Source organism: Mesorhizobium sp. M0808, assembly GCF_040320025.1.
In the GTDB taxonomy this organism is placed as follows: domain Bacteria; phylum Pseudomonadota; class Alphaproteobacteria; order Rhizobiales; family Rhizobiaceae; genus Mesorhizobium.
The window spans coordinates 54,292-75,296 of record NZ_JAMYOX010000010.1 but is presented as its reverse complement, the minus strand read 5'-3'; the positions used below and the strand labels follow the sequence as shown (position 1 = coordinate 75,296).

The following is a 21,005-nucleotide window of genomic DNA, read 5'->3' as shown; positions in this document are numbered from 1 at the left end:
AAGGGCGGCGCTTTCGCGCCGCCAGCAGTTGGGAGCCTATTTGCCCGCGCAGAGCTCTGCGGTGGTCTTGTTGGGGAGATAGTCCTTGCCGAAGCCGAGTGGCTCGACCAGCGCGATATGCTCCGGCGAACCGAGGAACTTCTTCAGTTCGGCGTTGAACGCCTCCTGCAGGTCGGTGTCTTCCTTGCGGAAGCCGAAGCCGCCATGGCCTTTCACCGACTTGCCGGCAACCTCGCCGAAGGGCTTGGTCGATTCGACACCGTCGGCTTTCTTGGCCATGTCGGCGATCGAAAGAGCGGTCAGCGCGGCAGCGTCGGCGCGGCCCGACTGGACGGCGGCGACCAGGCTGGACTGGTCAGGCAAGGAGACGATCTGCCCATCGGCAACGCCCGCTTCCTTGGCGAAGCCGCCTTCAACGGCGCCGGCCATCACGGCAAGCTTGAGATCCGGATTGTCCTTGATGCTGGAAAAATCCTTGATGCCTTTCGGATTGCTTTTTGCCACCAGCATAGCCTCGCCGATGCCGTAGGACGGCTCGGAGTAGTTGATCTCGGCGCAGCGCTTCGGAGTGATGAACATGCCGGCGGCGATGATGTCGAAGCGGCCGGCCTTGAGACCCGGAATGAGCGAGCCGAATTCGGTCAAAACACCGTCGACCTGCGATATGCCCATCTTGGCGAGCACCGCCTTGGCGACTTCAGGGGCCTCGCCGGTCAGCTTGCCGTCTGGCGTGGCGTAACCGAACGGCGCCTCGTTGGCGAAACCGACGCGGATGTAGCCGTCCTTCTTGGCCCGTTCGAGGGTGGTTTCCGCGTGAGCGGACAACGACGTCAATGACGTCGCGGCGAGCGCGATGCAGGCAGCCGCCTTCACGACCATACGGCGCGATATCGATGATTTGAGCATGCTTTTCTCCCATTGGACAACTGTGGATGGTTCCCAGGGCGCGGCCTTCTTCGAGGTCGACGCCTGCTTGATCAGACGTATACAACTGCCCTAGACATTTCGCAAGCAGAGATATAAAAACCATGAAAATTCGGCGACAATTCGCAGTTAGCCAGCAAATTGACGTCGAGTTGTGCACAATTTGGCCTAGTTGCCATTTACAAAAGGCAAACGGCGTACCTGGAAGGCAGGATTTCGGTGGCGACCGCGAACGGCTTCGGGACATTCACGCAAGCGGAGTATGGGCAGCGCCTCGCCGGCGTGAAGACACGTATGCAAAAAGCCGGCTTCGATCTCATCGTTTGTCAGGATCCCGCCAACATGTGCTGGCTGACCGGCTATGACGGATGGTCGTTCTACGTTCCGCAGTGCGTGCTCGTCCATCTGGAGGAGGACCGGCCGATCTGGTTCGGTAGGTCGCAGGATGCCAAGAGCGCACGCCTAACCACCGGCCTGCCGGAGAAAAACATCATGCCGTTCTCGGAACGGCTGGTGCAACAGCCCGTCGAGCACCCTTATGACGAACTCGCCCAACTGATCCGGTCGCGTGGTTGGGGAAAAGCCCGCATCGGCGTCGAGATGGACGCGCATTATTATACGGCGCGCTGCCACGCCCATCTGGTCCAAGGGCTGCCCGACGCGCACTTCGCCAACAACCACGATCTCGTCAACTGGGCGCGGCTGGTCAAATCCGAGGCCGAGCTGGTGCTGATCCGCGAGGCGGGTGCGATCTGCACGCATGCCATGAACCGCGCCATCGAGAAAATGCGGCCCGGTGTGCCTCAGAACCATGTCATTGCCGAAATCTATCACGCGCAGATCATGGGGGTGCCCGGAGCGGGCGGCGACTATGCCGCGATCTGTCCGCTGATGCCCGTTGGCGAGGGCACCAGCACGCCGCATCTGACGTGGTCCGACGCGCCGCTGCCGGACAGCGGCCTCGCCATTCTGGAGATCGCCGGCGTGCGCCGCCGCTATCATGCGGCGCTGACCCGGACGGTACATTTCGGAAAGCCGCCGCAAGCCATCCTCGACATGGCCAAGGCGATCGTCGAGGGCGTCGACGCTGGCCTCGAGAAGGCGCGCCCCGGCTACACCGCCGAGGAGGTGGAAGCCGCCTGGCAGGCAGTGTTGAGGAAGAACGGGCTGAAGAAGGAAAGCCGCGTCGGCTATCCGGTCGGGCTCGCATACCCGCCCGATTGGGGTGAACGCACCGCAAGCCTTCGTCCCGGCGACACCACCGAGATGCAGCCTGGGATGTGCTTCCATTTCATGGCCGGCGTCTGGCTCGACGATTTCGGCATCGCCATCTCGGAATCGTTCGTCGTCACGGAACGCGGCGGCGAACGCCTCTGCGATGTGGCGCGCGAACTCATCGTCATCGACTGACATGGTGGCCGGGAAACCGGCTGCCGAAAAGAACCATGCCCGCCACCAACCCGGCAACAAGCACGAGGACGCCCGATGGACCGCAATCCGTTTTCCGAAGCCGAAATCGCCGGCCGCCTGGCAAAGGTCCGTACTGCACTGGTTGAGCGCGAGCTCGATGCGGCGGTCTTCGCCTCGCCGGAGAACGTCTTCTATCTCACCGGGCTCGATCACTGGGGGTATTTTGCCCCTCACCTGCTGATCGTCCCGCTCCGGGGAAAACCTGTTCTGGTCACCCGCTCGATGGAGAAGGTGACGATCGAGAAGCAGGTGAAGGCAGCGGAATTCCGTGGCCATTCCGACAGCGAAACGGCGGCCGAGCTTGCCGCGCGGGTACTTGTGGAGCTCGGCCTGTCCGGCAAGCGGATCGGCCTCGAATACTGGACGGCTGGCCTCAGCCATGGGCTTGCCGTTGCGTTCCAGACGCAGGCGGACGCCAAATGGAGCGATGTCTCCGGTCTGATCGACAAGATGCGGTGGGTGAAGAGCGCCGAGGAACAGGCGCTGATGCGTCGAGCCGCCAAGGTGACGGACGCCGCCGCCGGTGCCGCGATCGCCGCGATCTCCGATGGCGCTTCCGAACAGGAGGTCGCCGCCCAATGTGTTGCGGCAATGATCCGCGCAGGCGGTCATGCGCCGGGCTTCGGACCGTTCATCCGCCCAGCCGCGCGCCTGGGTGAAGAGCACACGACCTGGGGCGACGGGATCTACCGCAAGGGCGAGCCGGTCTTTGTCGAATTGTCCGGGTGCATCTCGCGCTACCACGCCCCGCTCGGCCGGCTCGTTCGCATCGGCCACATCAGCGACGAAGACGCCGCAATGGCGGAAGTGACCGCCAAGGCGTTCAACGCGGTCGTCGAGGCGTTGCGGCCGGGCGCCAAGGCGCGCGATGTCTACGCCGCCTGGCAGGCTGTCGTCGACGAGTCCGGTCTTTCCCACTATCGCCGCCATCACTGCGGTTACCTGGTCGGCGCCGGCCAGCCGCCATCATGGACCGGCGGCAATTCGGTGACGGGCTTGAGGCACGATTCCGACCTCGAGATCGAGACCGGGATGAGCTTCCACATCCTGTCATGGCTGATGGGCACCGGTCGCGGCGATGACTTCGTTTCCAACACGGTGCTGTTGACCGATGCGGGCGCCGAAGTGCTTACCCGCACGCCGGCCGGCCCGATCGTTCGATAGGCCTGCACACATGGCGCGCTACTCGGCATTTTGGATCTTACGCAACGCGCTGTCCGGCCAGAAGAATTGGCAGCGCGCCTGGCGGGCAGCGGAGCCAAAATCGTCCTATGACGTGATCGTTATTGGCGGCGGCGGACACGGCCTCGCCACCGCCTTCTACCTCGCCGAGAACCACGGCATCCGTAACGTCGCCGTGCTCGAAAAGGGTTATGTCGGCGGCGGCAATGTCGGCCGCAACACCACCGTCATCCGCTCCAACTACCTGCTCGACGGCAATACCCAGTTCTACGAATTCTCGATGAAGCTTTGGGAGGGCATGTCGCGGGCGCTGAACTTCAACGTCATGTTCTCGCAGCGCGGCCAGCTCGTCACAGCGCATTCGGCCGATCAGCTCGACGGCTTCAGCCACCGCGCCAATGTCATGCGGCTGAACGGCATCGATGCCGATATCCTCGACCGGGAAGACGTGCGCCGGCTGGTGCCTTATCTCGACTTTTCCGACACCGCCCGCTTCCCGATCCATGGCGCTATTTTCCAGGGCCGGGCGGGCACGGCGCGCCACGACGCCGTCGCCTGGGGCTATGCGCGCGCCGCCGACGGCCATGGCGTCGACATCATCCAGAACTGCGAAGTGACCGGCTTCCTCCGCGACCGCGACAGTATCGTCGGCGTCGAAACGACGAAAGGCCGGATCGGCGCCGGCAAGGTCGGCCTCGCTGTTGCCGGTCATACATCCGTGCTCGGTGCCAAGGCCGGCCTTGAACTGCCGATCGAAAGCCACGTCCTGCAAGCCTTTGTCACCGAACCGCTGAAGCCGCTGGTAGATCACGTCGTCGCTTACGGCGCCGACCATTTCTACGTCAGCCAGTCCGACAAGGGCGGGTTGGTCTTCGGCGGCAATCTCGACGGCTACAATTCATACGCCCAGCGCGGCAATCTCGGCGTCGTTCGCGAGGTGGCGGAGGCGGCGATTGCATTGATGCCGTGCATTTCGCGCGTCCGCCTGCTGCGCCACTGGGGCGGCGTCATGGACATGACCCCCGATGCCAGCCCGATCATCTGCCCGACGCCGATCGACGGCCTCTATCTCAATGGCGGCTGGTGCTATGGCGGCTTCAAGGCGACGCCGGCTTCCGGCTGGTGCTTCGCCCACACGATCGCCACCGGCAAGCCGCATCCCTTGATCGCGGCCTACGGGCTCGATCGTTTCCGCGCCGGCCACACGCTCGATGAGGCCGGAGTCGGCCCTTCCGCCTGGCTGCAATAAGAGGCGGGACAAAATGCTGCGCATCGAATGCCCCTGCTGCGGCCCGCGCGACCATGACGAATTCCGCTATGGCGGCGATGCCTCGGTCACGCGTCCGGCCCATGACGATCCCGATCCTGAGGCCTGGTACCGTTATGTCTACGTCAGGAAAAACCCGGCCGGCCAGCATCGCGAATTCTGGCAGCACGTGACCGGTTGCCGGCAATGGCTGGTGGTCGAACGCGACACCCGCAACCACGCGATCGCATCCGTCGACTTCGCCAGGAAATCGACCGTCAGGAAACAACCGGCATGAGTTCGAACCGCAAACGCCTGCCAGTGGGTGGCCGTATCAGTCGCGAGGTGCCGGTCAATTTCACCTTCGACGGCCGCAAGCTGGCTGGGTATCGCGGCGACACACTTGCCTCGGCGCTGCTCGCCAACGGCGTCGCGCTGGTTGGTCGCAGCTTCAAATATCATCGCCCGCGTGGCATTTTTTCCGCCGGGCCCGAAGAGCCGAATGCGCTGGTTACGCTCGGGAGCGCCGGCAGGCGCGAGCCGAACCTGCCGGCGACGACGCTGGAACTCGCCGACGGCATGGTCGTGGAGAGTCAGAACCGCTGGCCGTCGCTTGCCTTCGACGTGCAAAGCGTCAACGGACTGTTGGCACCGTTTCTGTCCGCCGGCTTCTACTACAAGACCTTCATGGGCCCGACGCGCCGCGCCTGGATGTTCTACGAACATTTCATCCGCAAGGCGGCCGGCCTGGGCAGGGCCGGCACCGACCCCGATCCCGACCGCTATGAGGTTCGTCATGCCTTTGCCGATGTCGCCATCGTCGGCGGCGGCCCGGCGGGACTGTCGGCGGCGCGGACAGCCGCCGCAGCCGGCGCGCGGGTCGCGCTGATCGAGCAAGATTTTCTGCTTGGCGGCCAGCTTTTGGCGGAACCGTCCGACAGCGCAGCGGCCGCATGGCTGAGGCAGGCCGAGGCCGAGTTGGAGGACTTCGAAACCGTCGCGCTGATGAAGCGGACGACCGCTTTCGGCAGCTATGACGGCAATGTCCTTGGACTGGTCAAACAGCGCGATCCAACCGATCAGAAGCCGAATGGCGAGGCCCGCCAAACGGTCACTATGCTGCGCGCCCGCTCGATTGTTTTCGCCACCGGCGCCATCGAGCGGCCGATGGTGTTCTCGAACAATGACCGGCCCGGCGTCATGCTTGCCTCGGCCGCCCGGACCTATCTCAATCGTTTCGCCGTCCTGCCGGGCAAGAAAATCATTGTCGCCACCACCAATGACGGTGCCTGGCGCACCGCCTTCGACTATGCCGCAGCCGGCGCGGAGGTGACGGTTGCCGATCTGCGCGCCGTCCCGCCCGCAGCACTTGCCGCGGAAGCCGCACGGCTCGGCGTGGTGGTGCGGGCCGCAACGCGCATCGTCGACCTGCACGGCGGCCATGCCGTCAGGCGCGTAACGCTCAATGGACCGGAGGGACAATCCTCGGCCGCCTGTGACCTGGTCTGCATCTCCGGCGGCTGGTCGCCAACCGTGCATCTCACCTCACACCTCGGTGTCAAACCTGTCTATCGCGACGACATTGACGGCTTCGTGCCGGGCGTCTTTTCAGCCAGCCAGTTCGGCGCCGGCGCAATGATAGGAGCCTATGCGACCGCCGCTGCCGTCGAGGACGGCCATCGCGCCGGCATCGAAGCGGCAGCCTACTGCGGCAAGTCGGCGCCGGTGCCCGCTCCGTCCAAACTCGATCTCGGCGAGACCGCTACGACGCTACTTCGCGAAGCCCCTTCGGTCGGACGTGAAAAAGCCTTCGTCGATTTCCAGATGGATGTGACAACTGGGGATATCGGGCTCGCCCATCGCGAGGGCTATGAATCGGTCGAGCACCTGAAGCGCTACACCACGCTCGGCATGGGCACCGACCAGGGCAAGACCAGCAATTTTCCCGCACTTGCCGCGATGGCAGCGCTGCGCAACGCAACGATTCCTGAGACCGGCACCACGACCTTCCGCCCGCCCTATACGCCGGTTGCCATCGGGGCGCTTGCCGGGCGCGCCATCGGCCATCATTTCAAGCCGATCCGCCGCACGCCGATGCACGATTGGCACATGGCGAACGGCGCCGAGATGCTCGAGGTCGGGCTCTGGATGCGGCCCTATTTCTACCGGCAGTCGGGGCGCCACGTGAACGACGCCTATGTCGCCGAAATGCGGAATGTGCGCCAGGCCGCGGGGCTGATGGACATCTCCACGCTCGGCAAGATCGATGTCCAGGGCTCGGATGCGGCAATCTTCCTCGATCGCGTCTACGCCAACGGCTTTGCCAAGCTGGCGGTAGGCCGCGCCCGCTACGGCGTCATGCTGCGCGACGACGGCATTGTCTTCGACGACGGCACCACGACGCGGCTAGCGGAAAACCGATTCTTCATGACCACTTCGACCGCCAAGGCCGCCGATGTGCTGTCGCGTCTCGAATTCCTGCTCGACACGGCCTGGCCGGATTTGCGCGTGACCGTCACTTCGGTCAGCGACGACTGGGCGGCGATGTCGGTTGCCGGGCCTAACAGCCGCGCGATCCTGAATGCAGCGTTTCCCGCTCTCGACGTTTCCGAGGAGGCGCTTTCGCATATGGGGCTACTCGAAAGCGAATGGGAGGGCCGTGCGCTCCGCATCCTGCGTCTCAGTTATTCCGGCGAGCGCGCTTACGAAATCTATGTCGGCGCCACTGCCGGTGAACAGCTCTGGAGCCGCATGCTCGAAGCCGGCAGACCCTTCGACCTGAAGCCTTACGGTGTCGAGGCGCTTGGCGCGCTGCGGGTCGAAAAGGGCCATGTCGCCGGACCGGAGATCGATGGGCGCACGACGCTCGACGATCTCGGCCTCGGCCGCATGGCCGGCAAGCGCAGCGGCTTCGTCGGCGACGTCCTGCGACGGCGCCCTGCCCTCCGGGCGCCCAACCGGCAGCGTCTGGTCGGACTGGAATGCATCGAGGACGGAAAACGCCTGCGCGGCGGCGCCATCCTGTTCCTGCCGGATGAGAAACCCCATGGCCATGGGCGCGGTCGTGTCACCTCCGTCACTTTCAGCTCCGAACGCGGCCATTATGTCGGGTTGGCTCTGCTTGCCGGTGATGTCGCGGCAGAAGGAAGCGAGGTCGTGGCGGTCTATCCGATGAAGGCCGAAACGGTTCGCGCCCGCGTTGTCTCGCCGGTATTCATCGATCCGCAGGGAGAACGGCTGCATGGCTAGCTTGACCTCTTCTCGGGATTTCAGCCTGTCCGTGGCGGATTGTCCGCTTATCCAGATCGAGGGCTGGGACGCGACACTGAGACAATTCGAAAAGAGCGTCTCGGCGTCGCTCAACACGAAACTTCCCACCTCGGTTGGAGAGACGGTTCGCCACAAAGGTCTACTCGTCGTCCGCGTTGCACCTCGCCGCCTCTGGCTGGTTCTCGATGAGAGCGCGCAAGCGCCCGCGCTTGCCGTCGACCCCGACCTCGGCTGTTCGGTTCCCCTCGGCGAAGGTCGTGTTCGTTTGAAAATGGCCGGCCCTGGTATCGCAAGGCTTCTGTCCGGATGCATTGCCGTCAACTGGCACGCGCCGGCCGCCGCTCCGGGCCGCGCCGTGCAAACATCCTTCCATCACGTGCCCGTGCTCTTCCTGCGCACCGGCGAGACCGCGTGCGAACTCATCGTGCCGCGAAGTTTTGCCCGCAGCCTCTCGGATTGGCTTGCCGGCGGCTAGCCAATACCGGTTCCTCGGGCAAGGGCCGGCTTTAGCGGCGATCCAAGCCGCCATCACGAAGCCATCTACTCTCTTGCCGGCCAGTCCTGCAGAAGCGTAATCCCAAACTTCGGCGCGGCTACTTTGAGCCGCTCGATATCGGCAGGCGTCGGCGGCCCGACCACCTCTCCCTTGCTGCGTTCATGGCCACCTTCGGCGAGAAACTGCTCGAACACACTTGGCGTGTCTATCAGGATATAGCGAACGGGCTGATTGCCGGGATTCATGAGCTGGTGCGGGATGCCGCGCTTCAAAAACATGCTCTCGCCGGGCGAGAGCGTTCGGACCTCGCCGTCCACAATTGCGGTCAAGTGCCCTTCGATGACGTAGACCGTCTCGTCGTCATTCGCATGAACATGGATTGGCGTTTTCGTGTGCCCGTCGCTTCTGTTTTCGAAGAGACTCAACAAGCCTCCCGTCTGTTCGCCGGAGACCAGTCGCTTCATGACGATGCCTGCGAGCACGAATTCTTTTGGTTCAACATCCGTCATTGATCCAATCCTGCCAGGCACATTTGGTGGGCCCTCAAGCAGACGAGCTGCGCAGCGACATCCGGCAAACGTCGACCTGGCTCACGGGTTCCCTGTCGCCGGAGTTCCCTCTTCCCAAGCTCCGTTTGGACGAAAAGCCGGCTTCGTTCTCACCGGACATGCTGGCCGACATCCGCCAATTCGAGGGCGCCGCAGAGGTCCGCCTAACTGACGGCAAAGCTGCAACGGGCTGCCAGGCTCTCGCCAGGCCCAAGCACCGACAGTCCATTCCATTTGTCGATCGAACCACGATTGTGAGCATCGACAGTATGACTGACCGGTTCAAAACAGAAGAAGTCGCTCTCGTCCGATGGCGAATAGACCAGGTAGAAATTCAAGGGCGATGAAGCTTCAATCCGCAGGCTGCAACTGTGCTCCGGCCACGATATGGTAGCGACGCCGTTCCAACCGGCAAACAGATCGTTTATCCATCCGTTCGGCAATACGGCCGGGGCGCCGAAATCCCAGTCGGGACGAGTTTTGATATCGACAAACCGTTCAGGGAGATGGCTGGGCAGTTCGAGACAAACCTGCGAGGCCGGCGCATGAAGCGTGGTCCGTGCCGTTCTTGGGAACCATGGATGGATGCCAAGCCCGAACGGGAGCCTGACCGGCGCCTGATTGACGATGCGAAGCTTCAGCTCGAGCCCCTGCCCGGCCAGCGCGTAGCTCACCTCGGCGCGATATCGATATGGGCCGGGTCCGTTGCTGATGAGCGATAGCTTCGCTTTGTCCTGCGTCAGACTGTCGACGTTCCACGCGCTCGAAAATCCATTGCCGTGAACTGGAAATGGTTCGCCTGCGACGTTGGCAGGCAGTTCGTGGAATTTGGACTCGAATATGAAGCCGCCGCCCGAGATGCGATTTGACCATGGCAAAAGCAGGTTGCAGGCAAGGTCGAACGGTTTGCTGCTCCCGCCGTTTGGCCAAGGCCTGAAGAGCGGCACGCGCCCATAGTCGAACCTCGCAAGACCTGCCCCAAGCGATGGGACGATTTCAGCAGACAGGTCTCCGCTTCTGATCTTGATCGTCCCGACCATCCGCTTCAGACGGTATCGGCCTTGGCAGCGGCGATCGGCTGTTGATGGCGGCCTTTGCGAGCCACTGCAAGAAGGTCGTTCGACGCGATCCCGATGAGCGCCTTCATCTGATCGTGTGCATCGTCGGCCCTGCGCATCCGGATTGCCTCCAGCACGTCGCCATGCGCGCTCAGCGTCTGCTGGTAATTAGCGGTGGCCGATGTGGTCAAGCGGAAGGAGAAGCTGAGGGCGGCCGCAAGCATATTGCCGAGATTGGCGAACACCGGGTTGCGGCTGGCACGAAGGATGGCGGTATGAAACCTGACGTCGGCATCGAGACACGCAGCGAGATCGTCCTGCGGAGCAATGCGCATGGCTTCATAGGCCGCTTCGATGACTGCGAGATCGCCTGACGTCGCCATCTTGGCCGCAAGTTGGGCGGCAGCGGGTTCAATGACCAGCCGCGCCTCGATCAATCCGCGGACGAAATCGAGATCGGGCTCGATATCGCGCATCCATTCCAGAACCTGAGCATCCAGCCTGTTCCATTCACTCGACACGCGCACACGCGTCCCGGCCCGCTTGCGTGCCTCGATCAATCCTTTCGCCGAAAGCGTCAGAAGAGCATCGCGAAGCGCGGTGCGGCTCGCCCCGTAGATAACGCAAAGTTCGGCTTCCGTCGGCAGGACGGAGTGCTGGGCGTAGGAGCCGGCGAGGATGCGCTGTCCGAGATCGCGTGCGATGCGATCCTTGAGCGATGACGTGGTGCCATCTGCGGCAGGAATGTCCTGCTTGCCTTGGCCAGTCGAAGCGATCGCCGCGTCCATCGTCATGTCCTGTTCAAGTGGTACTCGGCAATTACCACAGCAAGTATCAGCAGCGAGCCCTTGGCAAGCAACTGATAGAAGGTTGGCACGGACGTCAGTATCATTCCGTTGTTGAGGACGCCAATGATCGCGACGCCCAGCAGTGCGCCGACGATCGTGCCCTTGCCGCCCTGCAAGGCGCAGCCACCCAGAACGGCCGCTGTGATGGCCTCGAGTTCCAGGCCTTGGGATCCGGATACTGGCTGCCCGGAGCCGGTACGGGCAGCCAACAGAATCCCGGCCAATCCGGCCGCCACTCCACTCATGATATAGATGCCGACGCGGTAGCGGTTGATGTTGATGCCGGAGAAGCGTGCGACAACGGGATTGCCGCCCAGGGCATAGATGTTGCGGCCAACGATCGAGCGGGCAAGGAAGAGATGGAACACGATCGCGGTCAGCAAGAGAATCCAGATCAGCAGAGGCAGGCCGAGGATTCGTCCGATCCCGATGAAGCGGAAAGTGTCGCTGAAAATCGCGATCGATTGCCCATCGGACATGATGAACGCGATGCCGCGGAAGATCGCCATCGTACCGAGAGTCGCGATGACAGCGTTGACCCGCCCATAGGTGATGATGATGCCGTTCACGAGGCCGGCAAGACCGCCCAGGACCAGGCCGGCAAGAATGCCCGCGGCGGGTGATCCGGTGGCCTGGATGGCCATTGCCGTCGATACTGTGGTCAGACCGACAATTGCGCCGACGGCAATATCGAGCCCTCCGGCGACAATAACCACGGTCTGGCTCATCGCCAGAACGCCCAGGATGGTAATGCCTAGACCGATGTTCAGCAGGTTTCGGCTGGAGAAGAACACGTCGCCTCTCAGGGTGCCGAAAATGAGCACGAGAATGGCGAGAGCAACAAGAAGGCTTATGTTGTGAATGCCGATGCGCTCTGCGATGCGCAAGGAAGCGCGCCTTTTGCCGGTTTGCGTTGTTGCTGTCCTGAGCTCAAGGCTGTTCACTGAATTTGTCCTCCAAGCGATGCTGCAGATTGAGGCATGGCATGTCTCAGGATCGTGGCCTCGTCGATGTCAGGGCGGGAAAGTTCGGCCGTGATCCGGCCTCCAGCCATAACAAGCACCCTGTCAGCCAGCCCGATCAGTTCCGGCATTTCCGAGGAAATCAGGATTATGCCGATGCCGCTGGCGGCGAGTTCGTCGATCAGGCGATAGATTTCCGCCTTGGCGCCGATGTCGATGCCGCGGGTCGGCTCGTCGAGGATGAGAAGCATCGGCTGCCGCGCAAGCCAACGCGCGAGAACGACCTTCTGTTGGTTGCCACCCGATAATTTCGAAACCTGTTCGTCGAGGTTGGGCGCCTTGATCGACATCTTTGCTGCAAGCGGTGAGACGATCTCCAGTGCCTTGCGCCGGTTGAAGAAGCCGAAGGTCGACGTTCTGTCGGGCACGCAAAGCGAGGCGTTATCAAGAATGCTTCGGAACAACAGCAGCGCCTCGTGCTTGCGGTCTTCCGGGGCAAAGCCGATACCGGCCACGATCGCTGCATGCGGGCTGTTAGGGCCAACGGGCGCACCATTCATCGTTATGGTTCCGTCGACGCGCCTATCATAGCCGACAATCGCCTTTGCCAGTTCGGATCGACCCGCACCCATAAGGCCGGCAATGCCGAGCACCTCGCCGCGGCGGACCTTGAGGCTCACATCGGTGACGTGGTCGGTGGTCAGGCCTGTCACCTCCAGCAACGGTTGCCCCGATTGCCACATCTCGCGCGTAAACAGATCGGCGATGTCGCGGCCCACCATGAGCTTGGCTATGGTCTGCTCGCTGGCACCGGCAGCGGGGGAATCATCGACCAGCCGGCCGTCCCGCAAGACGACAATGCGATCCGCAAGGTCGATGACCTCGTTCAGCCTGTGAGAGATGTAGACGATCGAAGTGCCCTCGCCGCGCAGCCGGCGAATTACTGAAAACAGACGGCGCGCTTCGTCGTCGGTCAGTGACGAGGTCGGCTCATCAAATGCGATCAGCCGGCCGCCGGCACGTATGGCGCGCATGATTTCGATCATCTGACGCTGTGCCGGACCGAGCGTGCTGCAAAGTTGCCGCGGCCGCATATCCTGCTGCATGCCGAAGGTCGCAAGCACCTTATCGGTCTGGTCCTCGAGCTTGTGCCAGTCGAGCAGGACGCCTGCCAGCCGCGGCAGTTCGCCGACGAAAATGTTCTCGGCCACGGTCAGGTTCGGAACGATCTCCGGCTCCTGATGGATGACCCGTATTCCGGCTCTGTGGCTGTCGCGCGGTTCGCTGAAAACGATCGGCGTGGAGCCATGCAGCACGGTGCCGGTGTCCGGTGCGAACACGCCCTCGAGAATTCGCATCATTGTCGACTTGCCGGCGCCATTCTCGCCAACCAGGGCAAGCACCTCTCCTGGCCGAAAGGCAATCGAGACATTGTCGAGCGCCTGCACGACGCCGAAGCGCTTCGATATCCTGTCGAGCGAGAAGAAATCCGATTGCATCAAAAGCTCACTCCCGAGGATCGATCCCGTGTGCCCGCCGACGAACTGCCGGCCCAAAGAGCGTCATGCGCACTGCGGCGCATGACGCATATCTGGTTCAGTGGCAGAGCTTCGCTTTGTAGTCCGACGCAAAATTGTCGGCGGTGATGTATTCCGGGTCAGTGAAGGATTGAACGGGAAGCTTGGTTCCGTCCTTGATGGAGGCCAAGAGAATCTTCACCGCCAGCGCGCCATGATTTTCCGAATTGAGCCACATCGTACCACGGAACGCCGAGGGCTTTCCGGATCCGAAGGCATCGCAGGCGCGGCTGCCGTCGATGCCGATCCCCATGCCCTGGTCTGCGGAATAGCCGGCATTCTCCAGTGCTCGCGCACCACCCAGCACGCCGTCATCGTTGCATGAATAGAATATCCAGTTCGTGACGCTGGGATTGGCCGTCAATGTGGTGGTCATCACATCGATGGCGTTGACCATCGTATTGTCGTAGGGGACGCGAACGATGCTGCCCGGCTTGAAATCGGGCACCGCCTTCAGGAACGCTTCTTCCGCGCCCTTGTTGCGCTGCATGCAGGTATCGGCCTTGCGGTCCTCGATCGAGGCGATGCGCACCTCTTTGCCCGCCCAGCCTTCAGCCTTGTAGAGCTTGGCAAGCTCTTCGCCCACCCGCGCACCGATATTGTAAGCATTCATGCCGACATAGGGGACCTGGGTGCCATCCTGGTAGTAGATATCGTCGTCCACCGCCACCAAGGGAATTTTTGCGGCCTTTGCTTTCTCAGCGATGACCGGTCCCAGCGCCTTGTCGGGGACGACGATGGCGATGCCTTTCACGCCATCGCCGACCATCGTATCGAAGGTCGTGATCGTCAAATTGGCGTCGAACTGAACGTCCTGCGACACGAACGCGGCCCCTGCCGCCTCAGCCGCTTTCTTGGCGCCGCCGACTTCGGCGACAAACCATGGATGGTCTCCCATCTTGTTGATGTAGCCGATCTTGATGTCGTCTGCGCTTGCTGCGCCACTCATCAGTCCGGCAGCCAGTACCGCAAATGTCGCCAAAGCCTTTGTTGTGGTTTTCATGAAGATCCTCCCTGAGCTCAATGGTGGTTGCTAGTCGTGGTAGAGAACCGAGCGCCCACCATCGATGGTGATCGTCTCGGCATTTATGAACGGCGCTTCGTCCGAAGCGAGGAAAACCGCCGTCATTGCAACCTCGTCCGGCCGGCCAATTCGCTTGGGCGGATGGAGGTCGTAGGCTCGCCGCTTCTCCTCGGCGGGGTTCGGGAATGTGTTCCAGTAGGCTTCCGCGATTGGCGTCTCGATATAGCCGGGGGCGATCGCGTTCACCCGGATACCGCGTGCGGCATATTCGATGGCCAGCGAACGGGTCAGGCCCAAAAGTGCATGCTTGGCGACCGGATACGGGAACGTATGGGGAATGATCTGGAAGGCGTGACAGCTCGCTATGTTGACGATGGACCCCGAGCCCTTCGCCAGCATCGTCGGCAAAACCGCCTTGGCGCAGAACCACGCGGCCTGGAGGTCGAGCTTGAGGCAGCGCTCCCATTCCTCATCCGGCATCATCAATGGTTCGTAGAAGACGTTGGCGCCGGCATTGTTGACGAGAACGTCGACGCCGCCATAGGCCGTGATCGTCCGCGCGATCATGTCCGCGACTGCGGATGCGTCGGTGACGTCCGTCTCGATGAACAGGGCGTCCGCGCCCTGGGCCCGCAATTTGTCGGCGACCGCTTTCCCGCTTGCCGCATTCAGTTCAGCAATGACGGTCTTTGCCCCATGCATCGCAAAAGCCCGGGCGGTGGCGGCACCTATGCCTTGGCCGGCGCCCGTGACGATTGCGACCTTTCCTTGCAGCCGGCCTGCCATTGCATTCACCAGTCAACCACGGTGCCGTCCGGCATGACGGCATTGCGGGCATGCAGCACTTCCTGCTCAAAGGGGTGACGCGCGATCACGTCCTCATTGACGGTGACGCCAAGGCCCGGCAGTTCGGGCAAGTCCCAGCGGCCTGGTTTACGCCGAATTGGCCAGGTAACGACCTCGTCGTACCAGGCGACGGCACCGGACATCTCCTCCTGAATGACGACGTTTGGCGTCGATATGCCGAAGTGAAGAGCAGCGACGCCAGCGATCGGACCGAGCGGGTTGTGCGGCGCAAGGCCGATGCCTGCCGTTTCCGCCATGGCCGCGATCTTCTTTGTCTCCAGCAGACCGCCAGTGTGGCAGATATCAGGCTGGGCAATGTTGAAGGCACGGGCTGCGATCGAGTGCGTGAATTCGCGACGTCCGATCAGCCGCTCGCCGGAAGCGATCGGCACGGCCGATCGCGCCGTGATATGCGCCAGTCCGGCAACATCTTCGGGCGGCACGGGTTCTTCCGCGAACATGATGCGGGCCGGCTCGATTGCCTTGAGGTAATCCATCGCAGCGTTAACGGATGCAGGGCGTCCATGGAAATCGACCATGATGCCGATGTCCGGACCTATGGCCTCGCGAAGTGAGCCAACCATGTTGGCGACAGAATCAACGGCTTTCGCAGGCGATACGTAGTGGGTGTAGGGAATGCAGACGACCTTGACAGCGTCGTAGCCTGCCTGCGTCACGATGCGTCCGCGTTCCACGATCGCGTCCGCGGATCCGGTCTCATAGACCGCCTTCATGTCTCCGAGGCCGAGATGCGTGTAGGTGCGCAGATAGTCGCGAACCTGTCCGCCCAGAAGGCGCCAGACGGGGACTCCCAATGATTTGCCCAGGATGTCCCAGAGCGCGATCTCAATGCCGCTGACGGCAGACATTCCCTCGACGCCAAGACGCCAAAATCCGTGGCGCGTAAGTATCTGGTAGCACTGCTCCACGTTGCGCGGATCCTGCCCGATGAGCAGGGCCTCAAGGTCCTGAAGCGCCCCAACGACGGCTCGGGTCTTCCATTCCAGCGTTGCCTCACCCCAGCCAAACAGCCCGGGCTCGTCGGTTTCGACCCGGACGAAAACCCAGTTGCGCATTTCCGCATTGCAGACGCGCGCCTTGATGGCCGTAATTTTCATTGGTCCTCCCAGACCTGCCGCCTTTTTTTGAAGGCGATATGTATGATTTATTATGGATAATATGGACGAGTCAAGCGCAACGTCGATGTGGAGCAAGGCCGCGCCTCGATGTTCAGCTCGCAACCATCATGTCCTCGCCGCCCATCCAGCGCAGGCATCAGCAGCTCACTCAGCTTGCCTGATCAGTATTCGTCAACGTCGATGACAGCCTGGGCAAAGGCTTGCGGGCTTTCTTGAGGCAAGTTGTGGCCGATACCGCCGGTGATGATCCGGTGCGTGTATCTGCCCGAGAATTTCTTGGCGTAGGAACTGCTGTCGGGATGGGGTGCGCCATTGGCATCACCCTCAAGGGTAATGGTCGGCACTGTGATCACGGGAGCTTCGGCCAGCCGGTTTTCCAGACCGTCATATTCCGGCTCGCCCTGTGCCAGGCCGAGCCTCCAGCGGAAATTGTGAATGACGATGCTGACGTGATCCGGGTTGTCCAAGGCTGCGGCGCTGCGCTGGAAGATTTCATCGTCGAAATTCCACTGCGGCGAAGCGAGTTGCCAGATGAGTTTGGCGAAATCGCGCGTGTATTTCTCGTAGCCGGCGCGGCCGCGATCCGTGGCGAAGTAATACTGATACCACCATTGAAGCTCCGCCTCCGGTGCCAGCGGCACCATGCCGACCTGCTGATTTCCGATGAGATAGCCGCTCACCGAGACGATCGCCTTGCAACGCTCAGGCCAGAGCGCGGCAACGACATTGGCCGTTCGGGCGCCCCAGTCGCAGCCGGCGATCGTGGCCTTTTCGATCCCCAGCGCATCCATCAGGGCGATCGTATCCGCGGCGAGCGCCGACTGCTGGCCATTGCGCATCGTCTCGTCCGACAGGAATCGCGTAGTGCCGTAGCCGCGCAGGTAGGGCACAATCACGCGGTACCCCTTTGCGGCAAGCAGAGGAGCGACGTCGGTGTAGGTGTGAATGTCATAGGGCCAGCCATGAAGCAGGATCACTGGAGCACCTTCGGCAGGCCCCAGCTCCGCATATCCGACGCTCAGTTTTTCGGCATTGACCTGTCTGAGCGAGCCGAATGATTCCGGCCTGGCTTGCGTCGCGGACGCCCTCGCCTCGACCATCCAAGTGGCTGCCGGCGCGCTCAAGCCGAGTTCGGTGGCGGCGAACGTCATTGCTGTCGCACCGACAATGCGCCGGCGGCGATGATCGACCGTGTCGGGAGCCTTACTCGCATTCATGATGAAGCCTCTATGATGACCAACAAGCGGGAACAACTAGACCGGCCGCTGCATCGGCCGACAGGAAATATTGCGCTTATTTCGACGGTGACTGCGGCGAATCCAGTATTGCAACCACTCGGCCAGGGGGCAGTGCGGCGAGCTCTGACTGAACGTCGGTAAGGTCCAGCGTTTCCTCGATTTCCCTCCGGAGAAATTCGAGACGTAGGCCATCCCCGCGCTTGGAAGCGGCTGGATGTAGCATCCGCAGGAACGGCAGCATGAGAATGACTCCTGATCTTCTGTTTGGGCGAGAGGATATGTTGCATCTGATCTTATGCTCGAAGTCGCCCTCGGCTTCAGACGAGGCCCTCACGATCCATTGCGATGCGCACGGCCGGTCGGGCAGCCATTCGGACGCGAAGGGCTTGCAAAGGCGCGGGAACAGGGACGTGGAAGCGGGCCGCCCAAAGCAGCATCACGAAAAGATAAAAATCCGCGACGCTGGGTTTGTCGCCGAACAGATAGTCGGTCTCGAGCCCGTCAGCGAAGAACTCGAGTTGGCTCGTAATCGTCGCGCTCGCCTTGGCCTTTTCGGCATCGCTGCTTTGGTGCCACATCGGCTTGAAGCTTCGGTGTATTTCAGTTGAGACGTAGGTCAGCGCTTCGAGAAGGCGGGTACGGCCCAACGGCCCCGCCACTCCCAGTGGCGGGTATTGCGACGCAATCCAGTCGAGGACGGCGATATTTTCCGTCAGCGTTTCGCCGCTATCCAGCACGAGGGCTGGAACGTAGCCCTTGCGCGTGACGGTAGTGAAATCATCCCCGGAGCCTGTCCGTTTGGTCTTGAGGTTCACACTTTCGCGCTCGAAGGGAACACCGGCCTCTTCCAGAGCGATGTGGTCCGCCAGGCTGCAGGCGAGAGGGCTGTAGTAGAGTTTCACCGCTTTTCCCTTTTCTAAACCCGATTGAATCCCGCAATTGGTCGTCGCCCGGCGGAAAACCTGCCCCGCGCCACGCGAGACAACCGCTCCAGAAACTCGCACTTGGCGGAGACGACGACTACGACACCGACAGCCAGGCGTGCCTATGCCGAGGTATGGTCGGGCTGAAGTTCGGGATCGCCGTGCGCAATGCCGGGGCGTATGCCAGCTCAGTGGCCAACGTTTATCTGGAGGAATCCAGAACCTTCCATGATGGCATCATCGCCAGCCCTGCCAGTCCTTCGCTCAGGAAATCCTAAACGAAAGTATTGGACGCACGTGCCGTTGGCACGATGGCTCACACCCGGCCACGGCCGGCATATTTCACGCGACGTGAGCAGACTGGAAAGGCGAAAGCCGTGGCCTGCTTTTGCTCGATTGCCACCAACGCGATGACGCAGCTTCCAACAATAGGAGTCGCCATCATGGCCGACCTTTCCGAAACCCCCACAGCCGAGCACACATTGCGCGTCGAAGCGCCCGCCGCGATCGAGGTCGACGTCTCCTCGCTGACGCCGGGAACGTCGCTGATCGTCGACTGGCACGGCAAGCCGGTGGTCGTGCGCAACCGCACCGAAAAAGAGAGGAAGGACGGCCAGGCAGTCAGTCTCGCCGAGCTCAAGGATCCAATTGCCCGCAACGCCAACCTGCCGGCCGATGCGCCGGCAACCGACGCCAATCGAACTATGCCGGGCAAGGAAGCCTGGGTGGTGATGATCCAGGTCTGCACCCATCTCGGCTGCATCCCGCATGGTCAGGAAGGCGATTTCGACGGCTGGTTCTGCCCCTGCCATGGTTCGCAATACGACACCGCCGGCCGCGTCCGGAAGGGGCCGGCGCCGGAGAACATGGCGGTGCCGGTGTTCCAGTTCATTTCCGACACCAAGATCCGTATCGGCTGAGGCAGGGGGCATTTCGATGAGCGGCGACAAACACTCGACCTATACGCCCAAAACCAGAATCGAACGTTGGTTCGATGCCCGCCTGCCGCTGCCGCGGCTGGTCTATGACAGCTTCATCGTCTATCCGGTGCCGCGCAACCTGAACTACGCCTATACGTTCGGCGGTATTCTCACGATCATGCTGGTTTCACAGATCCTGACCGGCATCGTGCTGGCGATGCATTACGCCCCTGATACGGGGCTGGCCTTCAACTCGGTCGAGCAGATCATGCGCGACGTGAATTCGGGCTGGCTGCTGCGCTACCTCCATTCCAACGGCGCGTCGTTCTTCTTCATTGCCGTCTACCTCCACATCTGCCGCGGGCTCTACTATGGTTCGTACAAGGCGCCGCGTGAGCTGCTGTGGGTGCTCGGTTGCACCAACCTCCTGCTGATGATGGCGACGGCCTTCATGGGCTACGTGCTGCCTTGGGGACAGATGTCGTTCTGGGGCGCTACTGTCATCACCAACTTCTTCACCGCCGTCCCACTGATCGGCGACTGGCTCCAGCAGCTTTTGCTCGGCGGGTTCGCGGTCGACAATCCGACGCTGAACCGCTTCTTTGCGCTGCATTACCTGCTGCCATTTGTGCTTGCGGGCGTGGTGACCTTGCATATCTGGGCGCTTCACGTCGTCGGCCAGAACAATCCGACCGGCATCGAGGTCAAATCGAAAACTGATGTCGTGGACTTCACGCCCTATGCCACCGTCAAAGATGCCTTCGGCATCCTCGTGTTCCTGTTCTTCTTCGCCTATTTCGTTTTCTACCTGCCGAACTACCTCGGCCATCCCGACAATAGCAGCATCGCCAATCCGCTGAAGACGCCGGCCCACATCGTCCCGGAATGGTACTTCCTGCCGTTTTACGCGATCCTGCGGGCCATCACCTTCAATATCGGGCCCATCGATTCCAAGCTCGGCGGCGTGCTCGCGATGTTCGGCTCGATCGCGGTGCTGTTCCTGGTGCCGTGGCTCGACACCTCGAAGGTGCGCTCGGCGGTCTATCGGCCCTGGTACAGGGTGCTCTTCTGGCTGTTCGTTGCCAATGCCCTCTTTCTCGGCTGGCTCGGCTCCCGGCCGGCGGAAGGCGCATACGTCGTCATGTCCCAACTGGCGACGCTTTACTATTTTGCGTTCTTCATTATCGCCATGCCGGTGCTCGGGCTGATCGAAAAGCCGCGACGGCTGCCGAATTCGATCACCGAAGCAGTTCTTGAAAAAGACAAGGCCAGCGGCAGAGGCCCGATCGCCGGGCCGGAGACCAAACATTGAACTTGGCATCGCGGGGATCGTT

At 62.0% G+C, this 21,005-nt stretch carries 19 protein-coding genes; 8 read left to right on the top strand and 11 right to left on the bottom strand.

The genetic code is table 11. The features are described from left to right. Positions 1–36 precede the first annotated feature (36 nt). Entirely contained in the window at positions 37–906 is an 870-nt protein-coding gene (gene ehuB / locus NKI25_RS14825) for an ectoine/hydroxyectoine ABC transporter substrate-binding protein EhuB (protein ID WP_352592569.1), read from the bottom strand. 237 nt (positions 907–1,143) lie between these two features. Between ehuB and NKI25_RS14820 the strand changes: the two genes are divergently transcribed. The 6 genes from NKI25_RS14820 to NKI25_RS14795 all read left to right on the top strand — a co-directional run bounded on the left by NKI25_RS14820 (position 1,144) and on the right by NKI25_RS14795 (position 8,567). Next, positions 1,144–2,334, top strand: a complete 1,191-nt coding sequence (locus NKI25_RS14820) for a M24 family metallopeptidase (protein WP_352592566.1) — start codon at positions 1,144–1,146, stop codon at positions 2,332–2,334. Positions 2,335–2,409: 75 nt separating this feature from the next. Beyond that, positions 2,410–3,558 (top strand): M24 family metallopeptidase, encoded by a 1,149-nt coding sequence (locus NKI25_RS14815; protein WP_352592563.1) that lies wholly within the window; start codon positions 2,410–2,412, stop codon positions 3,556–3,558. Between the two features lie 10 nt (positions 3,559–3,568). Beyond that, positions 3,569–4,825, top strand: coding sequence for a sarcosine oxidase subunit beta family protein (locus NKI25_RS14810; RefSeq protein WP_352592560.1), 1,257 nt, complete (start codon positions 3,569–3,571; stop codon positions 4,823–4,825). Between the two features lie 13 nt (positions 4,826–4,838). After that, the gene (locus tag NKI25_RS14805) at positions 4,839–5,120 is read left to right on the top strand and encodes a sarcosine oxidase subunit delta (RefSeq protein WP_352622860.1); all 282 of its coding nucleotides are present in this window, start codon (positions 4,839–4,841) and stop codon (positions 5,118–5,120) included. After that, positions 5,117–8,071: a sarcosine oxidase subunit alpha family protein gene (locus NKI25_RS14800; RefSeq protein ID WP_352592554.1), complete on the top strand. Its 2,955-nt coding sequence runs from the start codon at positions 5,117–5,119 to the stop codon at positions 8,069–8,071. Before NKI25_RS14805 ends, NKI25_RS14800 begins: the two co-directional genes overlap by 4 nt. Continuing rightward, on the top strand, positions 8,064–8,567 hold the full coding sequence (locus tag NKI25_RS14795) for a sarcosine oxidase subunit gamma (RefSeq protein ID WP_352592551.1): 504 nt from the start codon (positions 8,064–8,066) through the stop codon (positions 8,565–8,567). Before NKI25_RS14800 ends, NKI25_RS14795 begins: the two co-directional genes overlap by 8 nt. 65 nt (positions 8,568–8,632) lie before the next feature. Here the strand turns inward: NKI25_RS14795 and NKI25_RS14790 are convergent, their stop codons facing one another. The 10 genes from NKI25_RS14790 to NKI25_RS14745 form a co-directional block, all read right to left on the bottom strand. Further along, positions 8,633–9,097, bottom strand: coding sequence for a cupin domain-containing protein (locus NKI25_RS14790; protein WP_352592548.1), 465 nt, complete (start codon positions 9,095–9,097; stop codon positions 8,633–8,635). Between the two features lie 203 nt (positions 9,098–9,300). Then, complete coding sequence (locus NKI25_RS14785) at positions 9,301–10,176, bottom strand: aldose 1-epimerase (protein ID WP_352592545.1); 876 nt, start codon at positions 10,174–10,176, stop codon at positions 9,301–9,303. 5 nt (positions 10,177–10,181) lie between these two features. After that, entirely contained in the window at positions 10,182–10,982 is an 801-nt protein-coding gene (locus NKI25_RS14780; protein ID WP_245274602.1) for a FadR/GntR family transcriptional regulator, read from the bottom strand. Between the two features lie 2 nt (positions 10,983–10,984). Then, entirely contained in the window at positions 10,985–11,929 is a 945-nt protein-coding gene (locus tag NKI25_RS14775) for an ABC transporter permease (RefSeq protein WP_352592539.1), read from the bottom strand. A 53-nt stretch (positions 11,930–11,982) separates the two neighbouring features. Continuing rightward, positions 11,983–13,503 carry a sugar ABC transporter ATP-binding protein gene (locus NKI25_RS14770; RefSeq protein ID WP_352592536.1) on the bottom strand — a complete coding sequence of 507 codons (1,521 nt, stop codon included), beginning with the start codon at positions 13,501–13,503 and terminating at the stop codon, positions 11,983–11,985. A 97-nt stretch (positions 13,504–13,600) separates the two neighbouring features. Further along, complete coding sequence (locus NKI25_RS14765; RefSeq protein WP_023674245.1) at positions 13,601–14,584, bottom strand: substrate-binding domain-containing protein; 984 nt, start codon at positions 14,582–14,584, stop codon at positions 13,601–13,603. 30 nt (positions 14,585–14,614) lie between these two features. Then, positions 14,615–15,391 (bottom strand): SDR family oxidoreductase, encoded by a 777-nt coding sequence (locus tag NKI25_RS14760; protein WP_352592529.1) that lies wholly within the window; start codon positions 15,389–15,391, stop codon positions 14,615–14,617. 5 nt (positions 15,392–15,396) lie between these two features. Then, the gene (dgoD, locus tag NKI25_RS14755) at positions 15,397–16,569 is read right to left on the bottom strand and encodes a galactonate dehydratase (RefSeq protein WP_352592526.1); all 1,173 of its coding nucleotides are present in this window, start codon (positions 16,567–16,569) and stop codon (positions 15,397–15,399) included. A 182-nt stretch (positions 16,570–16,751) separates the two neighbouring features. Then, entirely contained in the window at positions 16,752–17,807 is a 1,056-nt protein-coding gene (locus NKI25_RS14750) for an alpha/beta fold hydrolase (protein WP_352998640.1), read from the bottom strand. 338 nt (positions 17,808–18,145) lie between these two features. Beyond that, a complete protein-coding gene (locus tag NKI25_RS14745; protein ID WP_352592520.1) occupies positions 18,146–18,730 on the bottom strand; it encodes a glutathione binding-like protein in 585 nt (194 codons plus the stop codon). Between the two features lie 464 nt (positions 18,731–19,194). Here NKI25_RS14745 and petA point away from each other — a divergent pair, with 464 nt between their 5' ends. Both petA and NKI25_RS14735 read left to right on the top strand, forming a co-directional pair. Continuing rightward, the gene (gene petA / locus NKI25_RS14740) at positions 19,195–19,671 is read left to right on the top strand and encodes a ubiquinol-cytochrome c reductase iron-sulfur subunit (protein ID WP_352592517.1); all 477 of its coding nucleotides are present in this window, start codon (positions 19,195–19,197) and stop codon (positions 19,669–19,671) included. A 16-nt stretch (positions 19,672–19,687) separates the two neighbouring features. Beyond that, positions 19,688–20,983 carry a cytochrome b gene (locus NKI25_RS14735; RefSeq protein ID WP_352622865.1) on the top strand — a complete coding sequence of 432 codons (1,296 nt, stop codon included), beginning with the start codon at positions 19,688–19,690 and terminating at the stop codon, positions 20,981–20,983. Positions 20,984–21,005 lie beyond the last annotated feature (22 nt).